Source organism: Paenibacillus motobuensis (assembly GCF_039521865.1).
Classification (GTDB): Bacteria; Bacillota; Bacilli; order Paenibacillales; family Paenibacillaceae; genus Fontibacillus; species Fontibacillus motobuensis.
In genome coordinates, this window is record NZ_BAAACX010000013.1 from 40788 (window position 1) to 65569 (window position 24782).

The following is a 24782-nucleotide window of genomic DNA, read 5'->3' on the forward strand; positions in this document are numbered from 1 at the left end:
AAACAATGTTAATTATATCACAGAGCCAGTCTGTTACCCGGTAAAATAAGCAGAGATTTTTGAATTATTTATGAATTTCCACAAATAAACAAATAACCATGGAAATGTCCCATGGTTATTCTATATTTCCCATTTCTAGCTTTTATAGAACAGGATTAAATCTGTCTTTAGACGAATTCCACCTTATTGATCTCAGGTGTTGCAACTTCCATTTCACCCATGCCGCGAACCAATTTCTTGGCAAAGGTCTTCTCAGGCTTCAAAACGGACACCAGGTAATCGACAGCTAATTGTGGATCAACCCACTCTCCACAAGTGTAACAATCAATTGCAGCAAACCCTCTCTCAGGATACGTGTGAATCGAGAGATGGCTCTCCGACAGTAATACAAGCACTGTAGCACCTTGAGGCTCAAACTGCCTGGATTGCATGGATAACACGGTAGCACCGCAAGCTTCGGCTGCTTCCACCATATACTCCTGAAGAAGCTCAGCATTATTCAGCAACTCAAAATCTACTCCCCAAGTATCAACAGCAACGTGTCTTCCGAAAGTTGAATACTCCATCTTCCGGTTCCCCCTTCCTAGGAATAAAATGTTTGAAGAAATTTCATCCGCTAGGACCTACGTCATTCACTGCTCGAGGGAAAAATGTCTCGCAACATCTCCATGTCCTGAGTGAATCCTGGTTCCTATATTGTTTTCAACGAGATTAAAAATACCATCTATTGTAGACAAATGCAACACTTTTTTTTACAGCTGTGCCCAGCCGTGCCAGCAAAAAAGCTACCCTAGCTAAAGGGTAGCCTACATTAGTAATTTATGTGATTGCAGTTCTGTTGGTGACTAGATCAAAAAGATGATCATCCCCCTTGAAAGCTCTAGGCTTCCAGGACGAACAACCGCCGTGAATGCTCGCGAAGCTGATCGTCAATTTGATTAACCACCACGGGATCATTCGTTACAAAACGCGAGTCTAGCAAAGCATTGATGCTCTCTTGAATACCACTGATCTCCTGCTCCACATCATTGTTGTGGTACAGTCGCTGCAGCCTACCCGCCGTATCCTTATGCTCAAATACGAGCTTATAAGAGTCACGGGAATATTCCACGATCTTGCGAACGCGGCCTTCTTGATAATAATACATCATCATGAATCCACTATATACTCTGGTTACCAGGCCAGAACCTTTAAAAGCAGAGAACAAAAGTCTCATTACGTTCGTTAAATGTGGTTGTTCCAAGCGGAAAGACAGTTCACAGACGTAATAACCGTCCCTACGGTCAAAAGGCAGACAGACTTCTTCACCCCCGTCATCCTCAAGTACAACCTCGTGGCTTCCGTTCTCAAGTACTTTCACTCTCTGACGGACATGGGGATCATAAACCTTATGAACAAACTGTGACATCTGAGCTTCTGACAAACGCAAACTGGCATTGACATATTCTGTGGCTAACCGCTGAGCCATAAAAATCTCCTCAATTCTTTTAACGATTATAATAATTATACACTACTCGTTAAAGAATTTGCTCAGCCATTAAACCGTGAATTCCAGCCATTTTTCAGAAAAAAACGGAATAAGCAGTTTTTAACTGCAAAAATCCCCCAACATTCTCACTTTCCTACCGGGTGTTCTCCGAATCCCTTCTTAATCCGTTGAAAATGGCATTCGTTTATTCTTCGATTTTCTCTGCCTCAGGCTCGTTCGGATGGGTAAACCCAGCAATATGTGCCCATAGCTCGTCTTTGCCAATCCCCGTCTCTGAGGAGAACATAATCAGCTTATCGCCACCGCGCATGACAAGCGCTTCCTTGATGATCTTGATATGCTTCTGCCAACGGGAACGCGGGATCTTGTCCGCTTTCGTGGCGACGATGCACACTGGCGAATCATAATGCTTGAGCCAGTCATACATCATCTCGTCATCCTTGCTAGGCGGATGTCTCAGATCGATCACCAGTATGATCAAACGTAGTGTCTCACGCTCAAGCAAATACTTCTCGATCATAGCTCCCCATACCTGCCGCTGGGTCTTGGAGACTTTGGCATAGCCATAACCTGGCAAGTCAACGAAGTAGAGCTCATTATTGATCCGATAATAATTCAGATGCTGGGTCTTCCCTGGCGTTGAACTCGTTCGAGCCAAATTCTTGCGATTAATCATCTTGTTAATAAGCGATGATTTGCCCACGTTGGAACGCCCTGCCAGAGCAATCTCTGGCAAGGCGTCCTGAGGATAGCCACTCGGGCCTACAGCGCTAATCACAAATTCTGCATTCGTTACTTTCATTCGTTCAAATTCCTCTCTATTGCAACCCGCTTTGTTCAACGAGCGCATGCCTCAAAACCTGGTCCATATGCGCCACAGGCACAAATTCAATATCTTCCTTCACGCTGTCCGGGATATCGCGCAGATCGCGTTCATTATCCTTGGGCAGCAATATTTTCTTGTAACCGGCTCGATGAGCCGCTAAGGACTTCTCCTTCAATCCACCGATTGGCAGAACCCTGCCCCGCAAAGTAATCTCGCCAGTCATCGCGATATCCTTGGAGACATGACGACCTGTCAGAGCCGAGATCAGAGCCGTTGCAATCGTAATTCCTGCCGAAGGCCCATCCTTAGGAATCGCTCCCTCCGGAATATGGATGTGAACATCATTCTTCTCATGGAAGTCAGCTGGAATCCCCAGTTCCTCCGCTTTGGATCGGGTATAACTGAAGGCTGCTTGGGCCGACTCCTTCATCACATCGCCCAGCTTCCCGGTCAGAATCAGCTTGCCGCTGCCAGGAACAACTGTTACTTCAATCAGCAGGGTCTCCCCGCCAACCTCGGTCCAGGCCAATCCGGTCACCATACCAATCTGATCCTCCAACTCGGCTACACCATAGCGGAATTTGGGAATCCCCAAATAATCCTTGATCTGATCCTCCGTAATCTCCAGGCATTCGATCCCCTCGGAGACGATTTTCTTGGCAGCCTTACGGCACAGAGCCGCTACCTGCTGCTCCAGATTTCTTACTCCAGACTCCCGGGTATATTCACGGATCGTCTTCAGTAGTGCGGACTCATCAATCTTCAGCTGCTCCGGCTCCAGCCCGTGCTCGCGCTTCTGCTTCGGCAGAAGATAGCGTGTAGCAATCTGCAGCTTCTCCAGCTCCGTATAACCAGGAATGAACAGCATCTCCATCCGGTCGAGCAGCGGCCGTGGGATGTTATGAGCTGCATTTGCCGTCGTAATGAACATCACGTTGGATAAATCGAATGGTACTTCGATAAAATGATCGCTGAACGTATTATTCTGTTCCGGATCGAGCACTTCCAACAGGGCTGCTGACGGATCACCGCGGAAGTCCGAGGCCATCTTGTCGATCTCGTCAAGCAAGAACACCGGATTTAGCGAACCCGCCGTCTTCATTCCTTGAATGATTCTGCCTGGCATAGCACCTACATAGGTTCTTCTATGCCCGCGAATCTCCGCCTCATCACGGACGCCGCCGAGAGAGACGCGTACGAATTGGCGTCCGAGTGACCGAGCAATAGAACGAGCCAGCGAGGTCTTCCCGACCCCTGGCGGACCAACAAGGCATAGAATCGGACCTTTCAGCTTCTTGACAAGCTTTTGCACCGCCAAATATTCAAGCACCCGCTCCTTCGGCTTATCCAGACCGTAATGATCTTCATCAAGCACATGCTCTGCCTTGGCAAGATCCAGATCATCTTCACTCTGCTGATCCCAAGGCAGACTCAGCAACCAATCGACGTAATTGCGGATTACTCCACCTTCCGCAGAACTGATTGGCATTTTCTCGAGCCGATCTATCTCCTTGAGCGTCTTCTCTCGAACCGCATCCGGCAAAGTCTTGGCTTCAAGTTGAGAGCGAAGCTCCTCGACCTCTCCGGCACGGCCTTCCTTCTCGCCGAGCTCCTTCTGTATCGCCTTCATCTGCTCGCGCAGATAATATTCCTTCTGTGTCTTCTCCATCTGCTTCTTGACGCGCTGGCTGATCTTCCGTTCAAGCTCAAGTACTTCGCGCTCATTATTCAGAATATCGAGCAGCTTCTCTAGACGCTCCCTTACATCGATCGTCTCGAGGATTTCCTGCTTATCCTTGATTTTCAGAGACAGGTGACTCGTAATAACGTCAGCCAGCCGCCCGGCCTCCTCAATATCGGAGACTGCCGCTAGAGTCTCGGGTGTTACTTTCTTGGATAAGTTAATATAATGTTCGAATTGAGTCAGCACCGTGCGCATTAGAGCATCCACTTCAGGCTCCGCAGGCTCGATTTCCGGTCTCTCGACCGCAATGACCTCGTAATACTCTTCATTATCCAAATATTCCATAATCTCAGCACGTTCCATACCTTCAACCAGAACTCTGATTGTTCCGTTGGGGAGCTTCAGCATTTGCCGGACCTTTGCTACCGTGCCGATTCGAAATATATCTTCTTGCGTTGGTTCTTCAATGTTCACTTCAGATTGAGAACATAGGAGAATCAAATTGTCGTCAACCATCGCTTTTTCTAACGCTTTTACGGATTTCTCCCGTCCAACATCCAAATGCAGTACCATGCTTGGATAGACGAGTAAACCACGCAAAGGCAATAGAGGAAAACGACGGCCTTTGTTTTTATGAGGTCCCATCGCTTTCGCACCTCCAGTCGTTCTCGTAAGATATCATTCATATTTTAGCAAATGTTACATGAAAACACCAATGAAGAACGGCTGCACAAAGGCAGCCGCCAAAGGGAGAAGTGGTACAACTCCTTCACATGGAAGTGTTCGGAGAAGGCGACTCGGCATGGAGGAATGGAGCCGGCGATGCCACAGGAGCAAAGATCTCCTCTTCACCAGATATAAGCCCTAGGTCCTTCTTCATTTCCGGCCCGAATACATGCTGGAACACCTCGTTTATTGACTCAACAGGTATAACTCTCAGCCCATCCAGACCTTCAAATAAAGACTGCCAATTCTCTTTCGGGATCAGAACTGTCGTGGCTCCTGCTTGAAAAGCAGCCTCTACCTTGGCAACAACACCGCCAACCGGTTTGGCATTGCCGTAAATGCCCAGTTCCCCGGTCATCGCAATTCGATGATCCACCGGGATCGATTTGATAGCCGAAGCGACAGCCGTAGCAATAGCAAGCCCCGCGGATGGACCATCGATCGGTGTTCCTCCTGGGAAGTTAATATGAATATCATACTTGCTGACGTCAAGACCGATTCGCTTCATGACCGTCAAGACATTCTCGACCGAGCCCTTGGCCATGCTCTTGCGGCGCAGTGTTCGGCTTCCACCGCCAAGCTCCTCCTCATCCACAACACCTGTGATCGTGAAGTTGCCTTGCCCTTTCTCCACTGGAATTGCGGTTGCCTCGATCTCCAGCAACGTACCCTGATTTGGCCCGTAAACAGCCAGACCATTCACAACGCCCACCTCGGAGCGAGATGGAATCTTCCGTTCGGGTCTAGGCGATAACTGGCTGCTGGTTGCCACCCACTCCAAGTCAGAGGCGAGCAAATGATCCCGCTTCTCCGTCAACGCCAGGCCAACGGCTAGCTGAACCATATTAACAGCTTCGCGTCCGTTCGTAGCGTATTTCGTAATCACCTCAACCGCCTCGGGACAAGGCTGGAAGCCGATTCGCTTAATCGCATCGTCAGCAATTTGCGCAATCTCCTCAGGAAGAAGCGGGCGGAAATAAATTTCCATACAACGTGATCTGAGTGCTGGCGGAATCTCTTGCGGCGAACGGGTCGTTGCTCCAACCAGCCTGAAATCCGCGGGAAGCCCATTTTGAAAAATATCATGGATATAGGCTGGTGTATTCGAATCCTCAGAACTGTAATAAGCACTCTCCAGGTAAACCTTGCGATCCTCTAGTACTTTTAGCAGTTTATTCATCTGCATCGAATGTAATTCACCAATCTCGTCTATGAACAAAATTCCACCATGCGCCTTCGTCACTGCTCCCGGCTTAGGCTGGGGAATCCCTGCTACCCCCATAGCCCCGGCTCCCTGATAGATCGGGTCATGAACCGAACCGATTAGCGGATCGGCAATGCCCCGCTCATCAAACCGGGCGATAGTCGCATCAATTTCAAAGAATTTAGCATCCACTTTGAAGGGAGAGACAGGATTCTTCTTAGCCTCTTCCATCACAACGCGAGCAGCAGCCGTCTTGCCAACTCCAGGCGGCCCATAGATAATCACATGCTGCGGATTCGCACTGCACAGCGCCGCTTTCAGCGCGCGAAGCCCGTCCTTCTGACCGACAATATCACCTAATGAAGCAGGCCTTGTCCGTTCAGCCAGCGGCTTCGTTAACGAAATCGCCCGCAGCTTGCGCAGCTTCTCCATCTCTTTCCGCGACTCGCGGTCAACCGCACTGCGATTGCCCTTCTGGCTGCGCAACTGATTCCAGAAGTATAGCCCGATCACCACCGCAAAAAACATTTGTACGGACATTAGAATGACACTCAGTTCCATAATTCGTTAAGCCTCCCACACTTCGACTGATACATGATTATAAGGGTAGTATTGCCCTTTCACTCAGTCATAAAACGCAGATAAGCTTTAAAATTGTCAGTAAAAGCAAAAACCGTAAGCTGCAATACTGCCGCTTACGGTTAATAATCGATTCTATTCTATATTATACACCGGCGTTTTCCTTCAGCTTAGCAGCAATCTTCGCCTGATGTTCTTTGCGTCCGGGAATCTCCCCTGTCTCTTCAAATACCTTAGCAATATGGTCGATCTCCTTCTTCAACTCGGAGACAAGTTCCGCCTCCGGAACCTTGCGAACCATCTCCCCATATCGGAATAGCATTCCTTCGCCGCGTGCTCCGGCGATCCCGATATCCGCTTCCCGGGCTTCACCAGGGCCGTTGACCGCACATCCAAGCACCGATACCTTGATAGGCACCTTCAGGCTCGAGAGATATTCTTCTACTTCGTTAGCAATACTGAACAAATCAATATCCAGCCGTCCGCAAGTCGGGCAGGATACAAGTGTAGGCGCATTGGCAATGAGACCGAATGACTTCAGCAACTCGCGTGCTACCTTGACTTCTTCTACCGGGTCCGCACTAAGCGAAATCCGCAGCGTCGATCCGATTCCACGCGAGAGCAATGCGCCGATCCCTGCTGCACTTTTCACGGTTCCTGCGAACAAAGTACCCGCTTCTGTGATACCCAAATGCAACGGATACGGAATGACTTCAGCCGCCTTCGTATAAGCCTCAATCGCCATAGGTACATCCGAAGCCTTCAACGACACGATAATGTCGTGGAAATCCAGTTCCTCCAGAATTCCGATATGATACAGCGCGCTCTCCACCATAGCTTCCGGTGTCGGATAGCCGTATTTATCAAGTAAATGCTGCTCCAGAGATCCGGCATTTACGCCGATACGAATGGGGATCCCCTTCTCCTTACAGGCATTCACGACCGCTTCAACCTTCTCGCGACGCCCGATATTGCCGGGATTAATACGGACCTTATCAATTCCGTTCTCAATAGCTTGCAGCGCAAGCTTATAGTTGAAATGAATATCAGCAACAAGAGGAATATGAATCTGCTTCTTGATCTCCTTGATTGCAGCAGCCGCTTCCTCATTATTGACGGTTACACGTACCATTTGGCAACCTGCTTCTTCGAGACGGAGAATCTCGGCTACCGTTGCGGCAACATCTGCCGTCTTGGTCGTGCACATACTCTGAATGATTACTTCGTCGCTACCGCCGATCGTCAAATTACCTACTTTGACCGGACGTGTATCTTGTCTCAAGAATGTCATTTCACGTCTCTCCCATAACGTCAAAGCTCCACCCCTGTTAAGGAACGCGCTCGAAAAAGAGACTGCGCCAAATACAAAGGTGGAGGGATTGACTTTTATTTAGCAGCGTTCACAACGCTGTATTATTCTGATTATGCGCTCTCTTCTTGCTTCTTGTTCTTCTTCGCTCCGAGTTCAGGAATCGTCTTCTCTTCAACGACCTGCTCGGTAATGACGCAATCCTCGACGTCATCTCTAGACGGAACCTCATACATAACGTCCAGCATGATGCCTTCAATGATTGCCCGCAGTCCGCGCGCCCCGGTATTCCGCTTGATTGCTTCACGGGCGATCGCTTCAAGGGCCTTAGGTTCAAAACGCAGATTCACGTTGTCGAGCTCCAGCATCTTCTGATATTGCTTCACGAGTGCGTTCTTCGGCTCGGATAGAATACGAACCAGAGAGCTCTCATCGAGCGGCTCCAAAGTCGAGATAACCGGCAGACGGCCGACAAATTCTGGAATCAATCCGAATTTAAGCAGATCCTCTGGCAATACCATGGTCAAATATTCGCCAGGCTTGAGGTCCTTTTGGCCTTCGCTTGCCGCATTAAAGCCGATGACCTTCTTGCCAATCCGGCGCTTGATCATTTGCTCGAGGCCATCAAAAGCACCGCCGCAAATAAACAGGATATTCGTTGTATCAATCTGAATGAATTCCTGATGCGGATGCTTGCGTCCACCTTGTGGGGGAACAGAAGCAACTGTACCTTCAAGAATCTTCAAGAGTGCCTGCTGCACACCTTCACCAGATACATCGCGAGTGATCGAAGGATTCTCGGATTTGCGTGCTACTTTATCGATCTCATCGATATAAATAATTCCGCGTTCCGCCTTCTCCACATCATAATCGGCAGCCTGGATCAGTTTAAGTAGAATATTCTCTACATCTTCGCCAACATAACCAGCTTCGGTTAATGAAGTAGCGTCTGCAATGGCAAACGGAACGTTCAAAATTTTGGCCATCGTCTGTGCAAGTAATGTTTTACCGGAACCCGTAGGTCCCAGGAGCAAAATGTTACTCTTTTGCAATTCTACATCTTCAATCTTACTCTGTGTATTAACACGCTTGTAGTGATTGTAAACTGCTACAGACAAAGATTTTTTTGCTTGATCTTGACCGATGACATACTGATCGAGAATTTCACGAATTTCTCTCGGTTTTGGAATCTCTTTGAGGTCCAATTCCTCTTCGTGTCCCAATTCTTCCTCAACGATCTCCGTGCAGAGTTCAATACATTCATCACATATATAAACGCCAGGTCCGGCAACAAGCTTACGAACCTGATCCTGCGATTTGCCGCAGAACGAACATTTCAACTGCCCTTTCTCATCGTTGAATTTAAACATGTAAACACCCCTTTAACATTTAATGGGCTTGATAAATCACCTTATCAATAATCCCGTAAGCCTTCGCTTCTTCCGCGCTCATGAAGAAATCGCGGTCTGTGTCGCGCTGAATTTTGTCCAGGGGTTGACCCGTACGATCTACGTAGATCTGATTCAACTTCTCTCTGGTCTTAATAATCCAGTCAGCATGTATTTTGATATCAGTAGCTTGACCTCGAACTCCTCCAAGCGGCTGATGAATCATTACCTCGCTGTTCGGCAGCGCAAAGCGCTTGCCAGGCGCGCCTGCTGTAAGCAACAATGAACCCATGCTTGCTGCCATTCCCACACAGATCGTGGAGACGTCAGGCTTAATATATTGCATTGTATCATATATACCCATTCCGGCTGTAACTGATCCACCGGGCGAGTTAATGTACAGATGGATGTCCTTTTCAGGATCTTCCGCTGTCAAAAACAGCAATTGGGCAATCACGAGATTGGCAACTTCATCATCTATCGCGCTGCTGAGAAAAATGATGCGATCCTTGAGCAGTCTTGAGTAAATATCGTAAGACCGTTCACCCCGATTTGTTTGTTCAACGACCATTGGAACCAGACTCATGCGACCAACCTCATTTCTTTTTCAATTTTATTTGCTGCTCTCATCAAGTATTTTATCACGTTCAAAGGTCTATGTCATTTTTCACACGATACAGTTTATGACCTCAGAAAGAGAATATATACCCTGGAGCTTGTCTGAAAGCAATTGGAAATAAATGTATTGCAAAAAGGTGAAAAATTAAGGCACGCATTTAATATACGTGCCTTAACATTTAAAGGTTGCGGTGTTATGTTACGACGAATTATCGCCGTTATCTAGATGCTCAAGGGAATCGATATTCGCCTTAGTTTTCTTGGGCCGCTTCTTCTTTAGCTTCTGACTTTGCAGCCAGTTGCTCAGCAGGAACTTCCTTGCTGTTGGCAAGAAGGAATTCGATCGTCTTGCGCAAGAGCACTTCTTCGTTCAAGCTGCTCAAAGCACCGTTTGCTGCAAGAATGTTGCGGATCTCTTCTGGGGAGCGCTTGTATGCATCGGACATGTCCGCAAGTTCTTTAGTGATTTCTTCTTCAGTTGCTTCAATCTTCTCAGCCTTAGCAATTTGCTCAAGAACGAGATTGTTGCGAACGCGTTTCTCAGCGTCAGCTTTCATTTGTCCTTGCAGATCTTCGATCGTTTGGCCGGAGAAGTTCAAGAACAGGTCAAGGTTCATACCTTGAGCGCGAAGGCGGTTGTCGAAGTCACGAACCATGTTTTGTACTTCTGTTTGAACCATAGCTTCAGGAATTTCAACCTCAGCGTTGGCTCCGACAGCTTCTACAACAGCTGATTCACGAGCTGCCTTGCCTTCGTTCTCTTTACGAGCGGCGATCTGTTTCTTCAAATCTTCCTTGTACTCGTCGAGTGTATCAAATTCACTAACATCCTTAGCGAATTCATCGTCAAGCTCAGGCAGTTGTTTACGTTTGATTTCATGTACTTTCACTTTGAATACGGCTTCCTTACCAGCAAGCTCTTCTGCATGATAAGTCTCAGGGAAAGTAACCGTTACATCCTTGAAGTCGCCAGTTGCCATGCCAACAACTTGGTCTTCAAAGCCAGGAATGAACGAGTTGCTTCCAAGCTCAAGCGAATAGCGCTCGCCTTTGCCGCCTTCGAAAGGAACTCCATCAACGGAACCATCGAAGTCGATTACTGTAACATCGCCATTTTGTGCTGCTTCTTCATCGATAACAACCAACTCAGCGTGACGTTCTTGCATACGAGTGAGCTCTTCGTTCAGCTCTTCTTCGCTAACTTCAGTGTTGATTGCTGCTACCTCGACTCCTTTGTAGTCGCCAAGCGTAACTTCAGGTTTAACCGTTACTTTTGCTTTGAATTTGAAAGGTTGTCCCTTTTCAAATTGCTCTACGTCTACTTCTGGACGATCTACTGGGAAAATGTTAGTTTCATCGATCGCTTCTGTGTATACTTCTGGAAGTAAAATATCGATTGCATCTTGGTACAAGCTTTCTACACCAAAACGAGCTTCAAAGATCGACCGAGGTACTTTACCTTTACGGAATCCAGGAACGTTGATCTTCTTCACTACTTTTTGAAAAGCTTTATCCAATGCAGAGGCTACGCGTTCTGCCTCAACTTCAACCTCGAGAACGCCGAGGTTTTTTTCTATTTTCTCCCAAGTCGCTTTCATTTATGCCTTCCCCTCCAAAATTCATATATACTAAAGAACTGAAACCGAATCGCGATAAAGCAGCTATCAAGGTTCCAGTATAGCTGTCCTTATTCCACGTTCAGAATAACCATTCCATTATAAACAACAATATATCTTTTTACAAGAGCCTGCAAAAGACTGGAAAGGATCGCCACCGTGCTTAAATATACCTTGTCTTATTTTAACCCGAAACTTGCAAACTGACGCATCGAACGATACGCCTGTTCAAAGCGCAGTCTTAAATGATCCGTGATTCCATATAAAGCGCGAATTTCCTCATCATCTTGACCACCCGGCAAGGTATCCGACACGATCTGATGCAAAGCAGCAGCCCAAATATCGATGATATCATCCTCTTCGGCCAGCATAGAGCGATAATCCATGGTCCCGTAAATAGCCATCACGAACTGGAACCAAAGCTCCTGGGCGAAGTAGAAGAGTGTTGGATCATGAACCTGTGTCTGGTCACCAACCCGCTCCAAAATGCTCTGAATCGAGGACGGAAAATCCTCCGGCCTTAGCGGCACCGATTCTACATCAATCTCGACCCGCTCTCCTGTGCGCAGAAATGTAACGTGTCCGGTCTTCCCCCTACGCCGCAGGGTTTGTAGAACTCTATATTGCAGCAAAGGATGCAGCTTCTGGCGTCCAAGCCATTGAACGAGAACTTCATCCACATCAGACGACTCTAGGTAAGAGAGCTGATCCAATGCTAGAAAGGTCTGTTCCGACAACGGCTGACCTGTTACGGTCTGAAGCAGCTTGGCCGCATATTCTTTATCCCCGGCCGCTTTGGCCTGAACATGCTGTCTGGCCATTTCTTCTTCGGCCTGGTCGGCAAATCCGGCCTCCTCGTCCTCCAGTGATTCTTCCTGCAATCCTGGAAAAGCGCTGATCAGCCAGTCCAGCAAAGCCTGCCACTCTTCATAGTTCCTCTGCTCCATTCCTTGACACTGCAGTAAAAACCGCAGAAGGCCTGCTGCCTCTTTGTATTGTTCCCGTTCCAGCATCCTGGTGAGTTCAATTTGGTAATAATCTAAAGTTTTCGGGAATAGAAAAACATTATCCTTTTCATCGGGCCGTAAGTTGTTAATAGCAGCAGCCCCCTTTCTTCCGAAGCAATTTATTTGAAATTATAGCATAGACTTTGTACAGGACAAAAAATAGACTCAAAATCCGTTTAAAATCTATTGTTGCCTAACTCCCCCTCGATATGTTATGATACTTTTTGCTTGCTTTGTTTTGTCCCAGTAGCTCAGCAGGATAGAGCAACGGCCTTCTAAGCCGTCGGTCAGGGGTTCGAATCCCTTCTGGGACGTAAAAAAGGAGTCCAGTTCATTGAACTGGGCTTTTTTTGCGTCCCTCGGGATGAGAACCCCTTGGGGGTTCGTCGAAGTGAAACCGTCTGCAGCAGCATGGTGGGGCAAACGCAGTCTCGCGCCGAAGGCGCGAGTACCCCACCGGGGTTTATCATGACAAGGGGAGGCTTAAAAGTTCAATCTCCGACTTTGAAATGTACTTTTGCGTGCCCCTATATGCCTCTAAATATGGATATCTCCACGTTTGCCCTGATCACTCGGACATTTTTGACCGTTAGCGCCAATTTTCTAGTTCGCTGCCCTTGTAATGGACATAATTGTCCGTTACAAGGGGAAAACGCCGCAGAAAACCGCATTTTTGTTTCTAACGGTCAAAAGTGTCCGTTAGAAACGCTTAGTTTGTTTTTTCTTGCTGTAACGGTCATTTTTGACCGCTTGATGGGTGCGATCTCGGTAAGGCGATGATCTCATTTTTGGTTCCAGGATTTCTGAGCCTAAAATTACAGAAACTTTCAATGTTAAAGGAGCCCTTTTCGCACTCTATTTTACCCCCGCCCCCTACTTTTCTGAGACCTTTTCTCAGTTACTCCGTATACCTAATCATAGGTCTTAATCCGGACAGTCCAATCCCCATCTACGCAGCCCAAGCGATTCTAATAGAAAGAGTACAAGTAACCAGCCAATAGCGTTAACTTTCTATTGATTCTATCGACGCACGACGCGAATAGCCGCTTCCAATCTGAAGTATAACTAAAACCAGGCAGACCACCTCTAACGAAACACCCTATCGCCGTTTATGCTGAACAGAAACTTTTCAACTGCCGTCCATTATGAATGAGATCATCACCTTGAATGGCGATTTTATAGAAGCGATTAACGAAAATTTCTGGAAATTAAATTAGCGGTGTACGTAATGTAAAGAAATCTAATGGACATAGCAGCCTCTTAGTATGGTAATTTGGAACATTATGACTTTTAACGGACATAACTTCATGTTATCTGATAAAACACCTATTCGCGGCAGTTTGCAGCATTTAAGCGTATGTGGTGACCGTTAAAATTTGATAACGACGGTGATCATAAAGAGAAAGGCAGGATACTATGAAAAAGAAAACATGGCAGCGACGGACGCTAAAATACGGACTGATCGGTCTGACGCTGTACTTACTCTATATAGTCGCATTCGGCCTCATACCCTATGCTTTTTTTCCTGAAGTGAACCAACAGTTCAAGGATAGCTTTGATCCAGCATCCTTTTACGGCTCTGAAGCCCCTTCCGTGGACAGAGCAGGAATTATGGAGATAGGAGAAGCTGGGCTGGAAGCGCGTGTTGGCCTGATTCATGCCGCCCAAAGCAGCCTAGATGTATCGTATTACTCCACCCATTGGGGCGACAGCACCCAAGTCTTCTTCGGTGCTCTGCTTGATGCTGCGAACCGCGGAGTTAAAGTCCGCTTTCTGATTGACGGAGTTGCCCATCACCTGACAAGACAAGCGAAGACAACGGCCTATGCATTGGTGCAGAATCCGAATGTCGAGCTGAAATTTTATAATCCCGTGCAGCTGCTTAAACCATGGACCTTCAATGGGAGGCTGCATGACAAATACATCATTGTTGATGATAAGTTTGTGTTGCTTGGCGGACGGAATATCGGGGACAAATACTTTGAGATGGAAGGGTATAACAAGTCATATAGTCTGGATCGGGACGTGCTGGTCTACAACACGGCTGTCGGAACATCCCATTCAGCTCGAAGCGTTATTCCACAGGTAAAACAGTATTTTGAGGAAATATGGGGCCTGAACACCTCTAAGCATACTTACGGCAAATTATCTGCGGTGCAAACCGCTGCTGGACAGCTGCAGACGGAGAGATTGGTTGAGACTTACCAGCATTTCATCGCCAACAAACCCTATCTCGTATCCGAGCATATAAATGCAGAGAAAATCACCGTACCTACAGCAAAGATCAGCTTCATCCACAATCCAAGCCATACGCAGAAAAAAGAACCTCTTCTATGGTATCAACTCAGTGAACTAATTCTGAACGCCGATCATAAAGTGACTATCCAAAGTCCTTATACCGTTTTGAACCGGTCCATGGAAAATACCTTGAGACAGGTCGGAGATAAACTTGAACAATTCAGTCTGCTCACGAACTCACAGGCTTCTTCACCTAATGTGCTTGCTTATTCCAGTTACCTGGCCTCACGGACGGCTCTGGCAGATACTTTTGATCAAATCTATGAATATCAAGGCGGTCATTCGTTACACGGAAAGTCCTATTTGATTGATGACGATCTATCCTCGGTCGGCTCCTACAATCTGGATCTAAGAAGCACCTACATTAATACCGAGGTAATGCTGGTTGTTCACGGCCGTCAGTTCCATGACCGGCTTGAAGATCATATGAGTGCTTACCAAACCGCTTCTCTGGTATACGACAAAAAGAACGGCTATTCCGAGAACTCGCAAACTCCTCCAAGAGACATCCCGTGGTACAAAAAATGGATCTCCTACCCGCTGCAGAAAATATCATGGCTGTATAAGTTCTTACTATAAAAATCAAAACAAGGGGGCATCAGACGCCCCCTCTTCTATATAACACTTCTGTGCAGGCTAACGAATATTCTATTTGGCGAATTCGTCTCGGTCGATAGCTGTTCAGATAACATGATGGTGACTAAGCAATCCTCAAGCATGACACGATAGGGATGCCTGTTTCTACCTGGGGCCTATTACCTTCTGACCAAATCCTCCCGTACTGGTGTAAAACAATCCAACAGAGCGCTTGGCTCCAATGCTTTGGCACCATGTCTCGCTCCGCCCGGAATAACAATCGTCTCACCGGCCGCAATAACCGTCTTCTGTCCTTCAATCGTAAATTCGACTCGACCCTTCAGGCAGTAGGACATCTGCTCATGTGGATGTGCATGCTCATAGCCCTCCGCCCCCGTGTCGAAATGAACCTCCATCATCATCAGCGCCGCGCCTGGCTGCATAATTTTGCGTGTGACACCCGGTTCGGCATTTTCCCATTTCCCGATGTTACTCATCTCACATGCTCCCCTCTATACGTAATTCCTGTACATGAACACTAGTGAATGCCTATTTCTGACAACCCCTATTAAAAGGCCTTGCCGATCTCGATTTTCTGCGTCTGCCCCTGATCCGTGAAATAGAGATTGTAGCTGAAGCCTTGATCATCCATGAAATAGGACACATATTTCCCGCGCTCACTATGCCGCTTCGGCACAAGCAACGTGGCGATCCGGTGCGAGGCCGCAGCCGGCGTCTCGGCACGCAGATGCCAGTGCCTGGCGAGACCTTCAATTTCCGCAGGATCAACACCTGTAAACTCGTCAGACTGGGTCAAAGTTAAATCCCCTGCGGAGCTGAACACAAATCGGCCCTCCATATCCGCCTTGCATCCATGAACATGAAATGCCTGACCCTTCAGCTCCATTTCATAGAGTGTGTGAAAGAGCCACGCCACACGTCCCGGGTGCTCCAGATCTATCGAATCTACGATCACGAAATAAGCGTTCTTCACAAAATAAATTTCCCTTTTATACTGTTTCAAATAGGGCACATGCTCAAGATAAGCCTGCGTCGGATTCATCCGTACATAGCAATAGTCATTATGGCGTCGGGCGTCCTCCACTTCTCCTCTGGCAGCAATATTCAGCGGCTTGTTCATGTCCGCAAACTGACCTTGACCGTCGATCAGAATGGCGTTCTTGGAATGCGTCTGCCTGCGCCAGTTCATATGCATAGAGCTGTTAAAAGCGATGTAATACCCGCTCTCTATCGCCAGCGGCTCGCCGAAGGCGTGCAGCAGGAACGCCCCTTGATCGCCGTGGCTGTGGCTAACGGAGCCGTAACGACTGCTCTTAGCGATCAGCGCTATTTGCTCCGCAGGATTATGCATCCGATAATGCAGCGCTACCCAGCCGATATCTCGAAACCACTTGACCGGCTCAATCCCTTCAGGCTCTACCGCCGGAACTACCGGATAGTTATAGCGGTACAGCATCTCGTCGAAGCGGAAATCCCACCAACCATAGTTATAAAACATTTCATCCGCTTCCGGATTCCGGTCCTTGAGCTGTTCATAATACCATTGATACCAGCCGTTGCCGGTCACTCCGGCATACTGACGCATATTATAGCCCGCTTTCTTGATGAAGCCGTCCCCCAGCGAAGAATTATCACCGAACGAAGCACGGGTCGAGGTGACGGGGCTGTAGCAGTATAGCGGAAAATCTCCCGTACGCTGAAAAAATGGCCGCCGGAATACGTCCAGCCCAGCAAAGTTTCTCAGCAAATCGAGCGCTTCGGTCAAATAAGCCATACCTGTGGTCCAATAATGCGGCCCTTCGGCCCAACCGCCGTCTTCCCCTCCCCAAGGGGAGAACAGCGTGTAGTAATACTCCACCGTATAATCGAGCCACTCTCTCACATCCGCCTCATCGTCTAATAAGGCGATGCAGCAAGGAACCAGCACAGACGAAAGAGAGCGAACGGCATGGCTGTCATAAGGCACATGATGGATTTTGGAGCGTTCCATCACATGAACAGCAACCTGGCGGGTGCGGCGCAGGAGCTGGCTCCTCACAAGTCCGCGCTCATCCTCCGACAGCTCTTCATAGAGCCAGTCGTACCCCCAGGCGAGCGCACCGGCGATGCGGAAGGCGGCCTCGTCGTTATAATCACGGCTAGTTGGGCCATTGGGATCCCAAGATGTGGCATGCAGCAGCCAGCGTTTGGCCTGATCAGCCAGGCGTTCGTCCTTCAGAACGACAGCGGCGATACTCAGATGCCGGATTGCATACAGCACCTCCTGGCAATCCAGATAGCTCTGTCGCCACAGCGCAGCCGTCCGCTGATTGCCCGGGTATGGCTTCGGCTCCGCGATCAAATCCCGGCTGACCCAGGGTAGAACTGACCGTTCGTAAAATTCCGACCAGCCAGCTCCCACTGCGTCATGCTCTATTCTTTCACGGAAAGCTTCCAACTGATCGGCCTGAAGCCATAACCTGGGATGTGCAGTCTGAGCCTGTACATATCGGTCGACCCGTGAAGCCAGGGGGGTCTCCGGTAGCCCGGCAGGAATCTCGAACCTCCTTACCTGGCTCCAGTCCGACAGTTCGCCCGTGCTCTCTATCAGTGCATAACGCCAATAATAGTCCCCTGGCGACAGCACCGCATCAGGGGTAAAAAAATTATAAGAAACCGGTCCATACGATTGAGTGTGCTCCCGGCTGAAATCCGGTGTAGTGGAGATCTCCAGCATATATTTATCCTCTTCCAGCTTGGCTGGAATCCATGTGAACCGCGGCGGATTCTCATAGAGCTTCGTCTCTTCGTCGGGCTGGTATTGAACCGTCAAATCTCCACTTAAAGGCTGGTACAACGCATTCGTGGTGCTCATAAGAAAGCATGCCTCCATCCTCTTATTTTGATAGATTTTGAAAATTAATCTTGTACGGATGAAAGGCAGCCGGGTGAAGTGTTCTTACGATCGCTGTTGTTCACAGATTTCTTGATTTAATAGAATCCAACAAGGTAGACATCCATTCACAAAGGCGAACGATACGCTTCTTCAGAATCATTTCACCCTTTTGCCTGTACCCGCTCTGTCATTAGTTCACATCTAGCGCATGAATAATCCACCATTAACCTCGATCGTCTCTCCTGTCAGGTAATCGGATAGGGATGAAGCCAGATACAAGGCTGTATCTGCCACATCCTGGGGCGTTCCTTCCCGGCCAAGCGGGATTTTCGCCACGGTTGCCTCTCTTCCCTGATCGGAAGTATGTGTAGCATGAAAAGCAGTCCGTCCAATAAATCCTGGCGAGATGCAATTTACATGAATGCCGTGCGGAGCAAGCTCTTTAGCCAGGCCTTTGGCATAAGCAATAACCGCAGCTTTACTCGCCGCATAGATCGATGCTCCGGGGCCACCCCCGTCATGCGCTGCTACCGAGGCTAAATGAATGATTTTGCCAGCACCCTTGGCTTGCATCCCCGGAATCACAAGTTTGCTCATGAACACACAGGATTTGAAATTCACATCCATGACGCGAGTATAGTGCTCCTCAGTCATCTCGCAATTAGATAATCGATTGATTAAATCTCCGGCATTGTTCACCAAAATATCTACCGTTCCGCCGAGACGCTCCTGCACCTCCTTAATCATCGAAGTCATATCCTCGAGCTTCGTCACATCGGCATAACATGCTACTGCGCGGCCGCCGGCTTGAATGATCTCTGCGGCTACCGCCTCCGCTTCTTCTCTGCCTTTGCGATAATGCACGGCGACGGCCGCTCCAGACGCAGCCAACGTCTCAGCAATCTGCCGCCCGATCCCAGCGCTGGCGCCAGTGACCAAGGCTATTTTCCCTTGCAACTGAATCGTCATCCCGTTCCCTCCTCATATCTGCAAACGATGCTGCCATCAGATGGCAGCGACATTATAATCTTCGTTCCCTGACCAACAATACTATCGATTGATAAGCCATATGTCTCGCCATACACCATTTGAATCCGACGATGTACATTCATCAGCCCCAGTCCGCCTTGATGATACGTCGTCTGCGGATCAGCTTCGGCCAACTGATTTAAGCGCAGCTTCTCCCTGACCGCATGCAGCTTATCCTCAGACATACCTGCCCCGTTATCGGCTACGGCCAGAATAAAGCGGCCTTCTTCCATATATCCATGAATCCCGATGTGGTGATCATTTTGAATTCCGTTCGGAAAAGCGTGCTGGAACATATTTTCGATCAGCGGCTGCAAGGTGAGACGCACCATTCTATGAAGCAGCAGATCCGGCGGTATATCCACCTCCAGCTCAAATTGTCTCTGCGTACGATACTGCAAAATCTTCATATAATTCAGCACATGCTTAAGTTCATCAACAACCGTAATCTCCGTCAGACTCGTCTGAATAGCATAACGCAGCATCGACGCCATCGCCTCGACCATATCCATAATCTCCTCGGAGTCCTGTACAATCGCATAGCATTTAATCGTCTCCAGCGTGTTGTAGAGAAAATGGGGGTTAATCTGCAGCTGCAGCGCCTGGAATTCTGCCTTATGCTGTTCCAAGGCGATCCTTTGCACATTCAGTTCAGCTTTCTGGGATTTCAGCTCGGCTTCATAGACCTGCTCAATCATCTCCGACAGCCGGGTTAGCATTTTGTTATAGTTCTGGATCAAATAACCGAATTCATCCTCGCGGTCGCCCGGATCGATCATTTGCCATTCGCCCTTTTCCATCAAACGCATATTCCGTACCAGCTTCTTCAGCGGCTGCACCAGTGACTTGCCAAAACGACCGGCAATCCACAGCGCAACGAGCAGGGTAACTGCCCCAGCAATAACGGTCGTGTAGCGAATATTCATAATCGGCTGGCGAAGCTCGCTGACTGGAACAGATATGACCATACGCCAATCGGCGGCCTGCAACTGCTTCGAGACGTACATCCGTTTCTTTCCGCCAATCCGCTCGGTAAAGGTGTCATCTCCGGCCAGCAGTTTATCTTTAATCGCTTCGTCCATATATTCGCTGGCCTCTGCCTGATGCGGTTTGTCGACGAAGTTCCCCTTCGCATCAATAATGAAGGAATAGCCCTGCTCCCCCAGATCCATCTGTCCCCATAGCTTGGAGATCTCCCGTGTATTCAGCTTCATGCCGAGAATTCCTCTTGGCTTATGCGATACGATGCCGCGCACCCGCCGAACAAATGTAATGTACTGCTCATCCTCCGGGGCAACAGAAGCCGAATTGATGAGCGCCCCCATACCGTTTTCCGGGAGATTTTGTTCTATCAACTCATAATAGGATTTATAATCCTTCACTTCACTCTGGATCATATCTTTCGTCGTGATCGCTTTGCCATCCTGATTAATGATATAGATCAGATCGATTTGCGGATAAACTATAAAGGCCGAATCGAAAACCTCGCTCTGGATTTTCTGCGACAGCTCGTAATACTGATAGCCATCGTCCGGGTCCATCTCCATGAACTTCAGGACATCGCTACTCGACAGAATCGTCTTGCTGGCATTATCGAAGGTTTGCAAATATAGATCCGTATGATAGGCCGCATGAGTAATCATTTGTGACAAATACCGTTCGAGCTGACGGTCCAGAAGCTTGGAGGATTGGAAATAGGTAATGGTGCCGACCACCGACAAAGAGATGACGATCAGAATCATGAAATATCCGAAAATACGGTTGGAAATGCTTCTGCGAAAAAAACGTGGCATCAGATTCCCAGCTTCTGACGGTATTCCGAAGGCGAGATGCCTTCGTATTTTTTGAAGGTCTTGGTGAAGTTGGAGTGATCGGCATACCCAACCGCATAGGAAATATCCGTAATTCGATACCGTTCTTCGCCCAGCATCCGCTTGGCATGCTCCATACGACGTTTCGTCCGGTACTGCACAAAGGTCTCGCCGGTCATCTGTTTGAACATGACGCTAAAATAATTCGGATGAAGCCCGAGTAGCTCAGCAGCCTCCTCCAGCGAAATTTCACTGCCCAGATTTTGTTCGATATATTTCTTCACTTCTTCTATGGGGTCCTTCAGCTTTCCCTTCCGCCGTTTCTGCAGAAAGCACAAGGTTTCTCGGATTCCATCGGCAAAATAGCGGTAAACGGTGGAGAACAACATGCCTTGCTCAGGTTTGAACGGAGGCAACAGAATATTCACATCCCGGGCCTTCAGCTTCTTCTCCAGCAGGACGTGGAGCTCTGCCAGCATCTTCGTTCGCTCCGTATCCGGCCATTGATAAGAGCCCATTTCCTGTTCCCGGATCCGCAGAAGCTCCTCCACCCGTTCCTGGTTCAAATAATAGACCGCTTGCTCCATCTCCTGGATCCATTCATCGGCTTTGGCGACAGACAGATAGGAGGAAGCGGTCTTGACAGCTTCCGCTCGCTGTACAAGCTTGCGCAGCGTATCCTGTAAATCTCGCTTACTGATTGGTTTAAGTAAATATTCCTTCACCCCGTAACTGATGCAGGTCTGCGCGTACGTGAAATCGCCGTAGCCCGAGACGACCACCGTCTGAATCGGTACATTCATCTCCTCAATCCGTGCGCACAATGCCAGACCATCCATCACCGGCATCCGGATATCGGTAAACACAAAATCGGGGAGCCCCTCCTGAATCGCGGCAAGTGCTTCCTCGCCATTCGCGGCCTGGCGGATCGAGGCGATGTCTATGCCGGACTGCTGCAAAAATACCGTCAATCCTTTTAGAATCATAGGTTCGTCGTCCACAATGAGAATTCGGTACATGCTTGAGAGTAGCTCCTTTCGATTTCGTATTTTGATTAGCAACTAGCCAATAACCGTCCACGAGGCAATCCAGATTATTTTCTCGGCAGGAATGCCCCCTCTTTGGACTGGTAACGATCATTCGCTTCCTTGAGGACTTCATTTCCCCCTTTGGACTTCCATTCCTCAATGACTTTAGGCCAATTCTCGATCGGCTCCTGGCCGTACACCATCTTCACCATATGGGTAATGAACAATGGCGGAGGCGTATCAGACAACGGCGTAATATCCGGGTTCTTCTTCAACGCCTCTAGCCGCGGATCGAATTCGATCCCGTCCCGGCCCTCATTAGCCAGCGTATTGTCGAACACGCTCATCAGATTTCTGCCTTCCTCTGTTAAGCTTAATGAACCTTTATTGTAGGTGGTATCCTGAACCATCCACAGAAATGCCTGGCGATAACGCTCTTCGTCAACTGCCTGAACATCGGTTGGCTGTTTGTAATCTATTTTGTCTCCATCCTTCGTGTAATCCTCTCCTTCAACTCCGAAGGTGAAGAACTGCTCGGCTTCATCCGATACCATCCAATCGAAGAACTGAATGATCTTCTCCGGATGCTCATATTTCGCATTAATAAAGTAGGAACGGGCCACATCGCCATAGAGATAATATCCGCCCTTGCCGTCAGGTCCAACCGGAGAAGGAATGATGGCAAGCTCAGCCTCCGGTACACTCTCCTTCAGCTGCGTCTGCCACTGGATCAGCTCATTGGCATTCATTGACCAGATGCCCGCTTTGCCGGACAAGATCGTATTCTTGAATGTCGTCGGGTTGATCGTGGCGAACTCCTTATTGATCAGCCCTTCATCAAACATCGTTTTATAAGTAGACAGCGCTTTCATCATATTGTCTGCGTCAAGGAATTTCGGCTGTACCTGGCCATCTACCTCCTCGAACTGACTCAGATACGGAAACACATCATAAGCTCCGAAAAACGTATCGGCATATTTAAAATCCTGCCGTCCCATATACGGGTTCTCAACCCCTAATTCCTTGAAGGCGCGAAGCACATTCAAATAATCGTCCACCGTCTTCGGTACAGGCAGTCCCGTCTTATCGAGCAGATCCTTACGGATCCACGTAGCGCGGCGGGAAGGATTTCCCAGCCACTCCGGGATACCATAGATTTTACCTTGATAGCTCATCCGATTCCATGCTTCTTGTGGAATTTTCTTGAGCAGATTCGGACCATATTGCTTCAGAAGATCGTCCAACGGCATGAATACCCCCGCCTCCACAGAGCCGGCCATTTCTTTGCCGGTCGTGCCGCCCTGGCCCTGCACTACGTCCGGAATATCATTGGTGGCGAACATTTGTGCCATCTTTTGCTCATACTCCTTATGCGGCACGAGGCGGATGTCCATATCGGTATTAGTTAGCTCCTCCAGCCGTCTAACCCATTTATCCGCATTGATGTCCGGAGATTGCTCTACATATCCGAAATTAAGCGTCCGCAGCGATATCGAGAATTTCGTTACCGCGTCCCCCGATTCTGCCTGTTGCTCGGCAGCTCCTGGAGCCTTCTCCTTCACTTCGTCTTTTCCCCCGCATCCTGCCAATAAGCTGATGGCGAACATACAGGTTAACATCAAGCTTGCCCACTTCTTCAAACCGATCCCCTCTTTCCCGATAATTGAATTTACATTTGCGGGTAGCTTCATTTTTGTAAGAAGATTGTATCCTTAAAAATTAGAAAGCGTGAGGTTGCTACTTCATGTTCACCTGTCATTTTTTAAGATTATAGAAAATGAGAGTTTATAAAGTCCAGGACAAATCAAGCTTTTACCGCCCCTATTGTAAGCCCTTTCACAAAATGCCTTTGTAAAAATGGGTAGATCATAATGATCGGCAGCGTCGCGATAATGATCGTTGCCATCTTAATTCCTTCAGGCGAGGTATGGGCCAGATCGCTGAATTGCGAAGCTCCCGGATCAATGCTGATGTCATCCGTCTCGAACATCCGCTTCAGCTTGACCTGGAGCGGCCACCATTTTGGCTGATCAATATAATAGAGCGCCCCCATATAGGCATTCCAATGGCTGACGGCATAGAAGATGCCAAGTGAAGCCATTACCGGCTTAGATAACGGCGTCACCATGCGGATCATGATACCCAACTCACCACAGCCGTCGATTCTTGCGGAATCGATAATTTCCGGCGGTAGCTGCTTGAAGAACGAATGCATGACGAAAAAATTAAATGCGCTGATCGCGCCGGGAATAATTAATGCCCACGGCGTATTCATTAAATGTAGATTTTTGATCAGCAGAAAATTCGGAATCAGCGGTGCGCTAAATATCATCGTCAGCAGAACCATGAGCACGATAACCCTTCGGCCCACATATTCCTGCCGCGATACCGGATATGCCAGCGTCGCTGTGGCGATCAGATTAATCATCGTTCCAACTAAGGTCACGAACACGGATACTCCAAATGCCCGCCAGATTGAGACATCGTTGAACACATATTCGTAATTGATCAGGGTGAACTCTACTGGCCAGAAGCTGACCTTCCCCTCAGTAATGGCACTAGATGAGCTGAACGACTGTGCGATGACATTCAGGAACGGCAGAAACATCATCAGCCCGATCAGGGTCAAGAACAGGATATTCAATATATTGAATACTTTATAGCTTGTCGACGATTTCGGATACACTCTGTTCTCCCT

The 24782-nt window shown here is 48.4% G+C and carries 18 protein-coding genes and 1 tRNA gene; 2 read left to right on the forward strand and 17 right to left on the reverse strand.

Annotated elements, in window-relative coordinates; genetic code table 11:
• Positions 1–167 precede the first annotated feature (167 nt).
• From speD to ABD014_RS14940, 10 genes are all read right to left on the reverse strand, one after another.
• Entirely contained in the window at positions 168–566 is a 399-nt protein-coding gene (gene speD, locus ABD014_RS14895; protein ID WP_127002276.1) for an adenosylmethionine decarboxylase, read from the reverse strand.
• A gap of 314 nt (positions 567–880) precedes the next feature.
• Entirely contained in the window at positions 881–1468 is a 588-nt protein-coding gene (locus tag ABD014_RS14900; RefSeq protein WP_343862431.1) for a non-ribosomal peptide synthetase module, read from the reverse strand.
• A 205-nt stretch (positions 1469–1673) separates the two neighbouring features.
• A complete protein-coding gene (gene yihA / locus ABD014_RS14905) occupies positions 1674–2291 on the reverse strand; it encodes a ribosome biogenesis GTP-binding protein YihA/YsxC (RefSeq protein WP_343862433.1) in 618 nt (205 codons plus the stop codon).
• Positions 2292–2307: 16 nt separating this feature from the next.
• Entirely contained in the window at positions 2308–4644 is a 2337-nt protein-coding gene (lon, locus tag ABD014_RS14910; protein ID WP_343862436.1) for an endopeptidase La, read from the reverse strand.
• Positions 4645–4768: 124 nt separating this feature from the next.
• The gene (gene lonB / locus ABD014_RS14915) at positions 4769–6490 is read right to left on the reverse strand and encodes an ATP-dependent protease LonB (RefSeq protein WP_343862438.1); all 1722 of its coding nucleotides are present in this window, start codon (positions 6488–6490) and stop codon (positions 4769–4771) included.
• Positions 6491–6653: 163 nt separating this feature from the next.
• Complete coding sequence (gene ispG / locus ABD014_RS14920) at positions 6654–7799, reverse strand: flavodoxin-dependent (E)-4-hydroxy-3-methylbut-2-enyl-diphosphate synthase (protein WP_343862440.1); 1146 nt, start codon at positions 7797–7799, stop codon at positions 6654–6656.
• A 131-nt stretch (positions 7800–7930) separates the two neighbouring features.
• On the reverse strand, positions 7931–9187 hold the full coding sequence (gene clpX / locus ABD014_RS14925; protein WP_343862441.1) for an ATP-dependent protease ATP-binding subunit ClpX: 1257 nt from the start codon (positions 9185–9187) through the stop codon (positions 7931–7933).
• 19 nt (positions 9188–9206) lie between these two features.
• On the reverse strand, positions 9207–9791 hold the full coding sequence (gene clpP, locus ABD014_RS14930) for an ATP-dependent Clp endopeptidase proteolytic subunit ClpP (RefSeq protein ID WP_068778145.1): 585 nt from the start codon (positions 9789–9791) through the stop codon (positions 9207–9209).
• 283 nt (positions 9792–10074) lie between these two features.
• Entirely contained in the window at positions 10075–11421 is a 1347-nt protein-coding gene (gene tig / locus ABD014_RS14935) for a trigger factor (RefSeq protein ID WP_343862442.1), read from the reverse strand.
• Between the two features lie 197 nt (positions 11422–11618).
• Entirely contained in the window at positions 11619–12452 is an 834-nt protein-coding gene (locus tag ABD014_RS14940) for a hypothetical protein (protein WP_343862444.1), read from the reverse strand.
• A gap of 234 nt (positions 12453–12686) precedes the next feature.
• On the opposite strand from ABD014_RS14940, the gene ABD014_RS14945 reads away from it, so the two are divergent.
• Positions 12687–12760, forward strand: a tRNA-Arg gene (locus tag ABD014_RS14945).
• 1102 nt (positions 12761–13862) lie between these two features.
• Complete coding sequence (locus ABD014_RS14950; RefSeq protein WP_343862446.1) at positions 13863–15323, forward strand: phospholipase D-like domain-containing protein; 1461 nt, start codon at positions 13863–13865, stop codon at positions 15321–15323.
• 176 nt (positions 15324–15499) lie between these two features.
• Here ABD014_RS14950 and ABD014_RS14955 read toward each other — a convergent pair whose 3' ends face one another.
• From ABD014_RS14955 to ABD014_RS14985, 7 genes are all read right to left on the reverse strand, one after another.
• Complete coding sequence (locus tag ABD014_RS14955; protein WP_343862448.1) at positions 15500–15817, reverse strand: cupin domain-containing protein; 318 nt, start codon at positions 15815–15817, stop codon at positions 15500–15502.
• A 71-nt stretch (positions 15818–15888) separates the two neighbouring features.
• Entirely contained in the window at positions 15889–18195 is a 2307-nt protein-coding gene (locus ABD014_RS14960; RefSeq protein ID WP_343862451.1) for a DUF4962 domain-containing protein, read from the reverse strand.
• Between the two features lie 222 nt (positions 18196–18417).
• Entirely contained in the window at positions 18418–19185 is a 768-nt protein-coding gene (locus ABD014_RS14965; protein WP_343862454.1) for an SDR family NAD(P)-dependent oxidoreductase, read from the reverse strand.
• Positions 19182–21038 carry a sensor histidine kinase gene (locus ABD014_RS14970; RefSeq protein ID WP_343862456.1) on the reverse strand — a complete coding sequence of 619 codons (1857 nt, stop codon included), beginning with the start codon at positions 21036–21038 and terminating at the stop codon, positions 19182–19184. The genes ABD014_RS14965 and ABD014_RS14970 overlap by 4 nt, the downstream gene beginning before the upstream one ends.
• Positions 21038–22075, reverse strand: a complete 1038-nt coding sequence (locus ABD014_RS14975; protein ID WP_343862458.1) for a response regulator — start codon at positions 22073–22075, stop codon at positions 21038–21040. The genes ABD014_RS14970 and ABD014_RS14975 overlap by 1 nt, the downstream gene beginning before the upstream one ends.
• 74 nt (positions 22076–22149) lie before the next feature.
• Positions 22150–23724, reverse strand: a complete 1575-nt coding sequence (locus tag ABD014_RS14980; protein ID WP_379340659.1) for an extracellular solute-binding protein — start codon at positions 23722–23724, stop codon at positions 22150–22152.
• 164 nt (positions 23725–23888) lie between these two features.
• Complete coding sequence (locus ABD014_RS14985) at positions 23889–24770, reverse strand: carbohydrate ABC transporter permease (protein ID WP_343862460.1); 882 nt, start codon at positions 24768–24770, stop codon at positions 23889–23891.
• Positions 24771–24782: the final 12 nt, after the last annotated feature.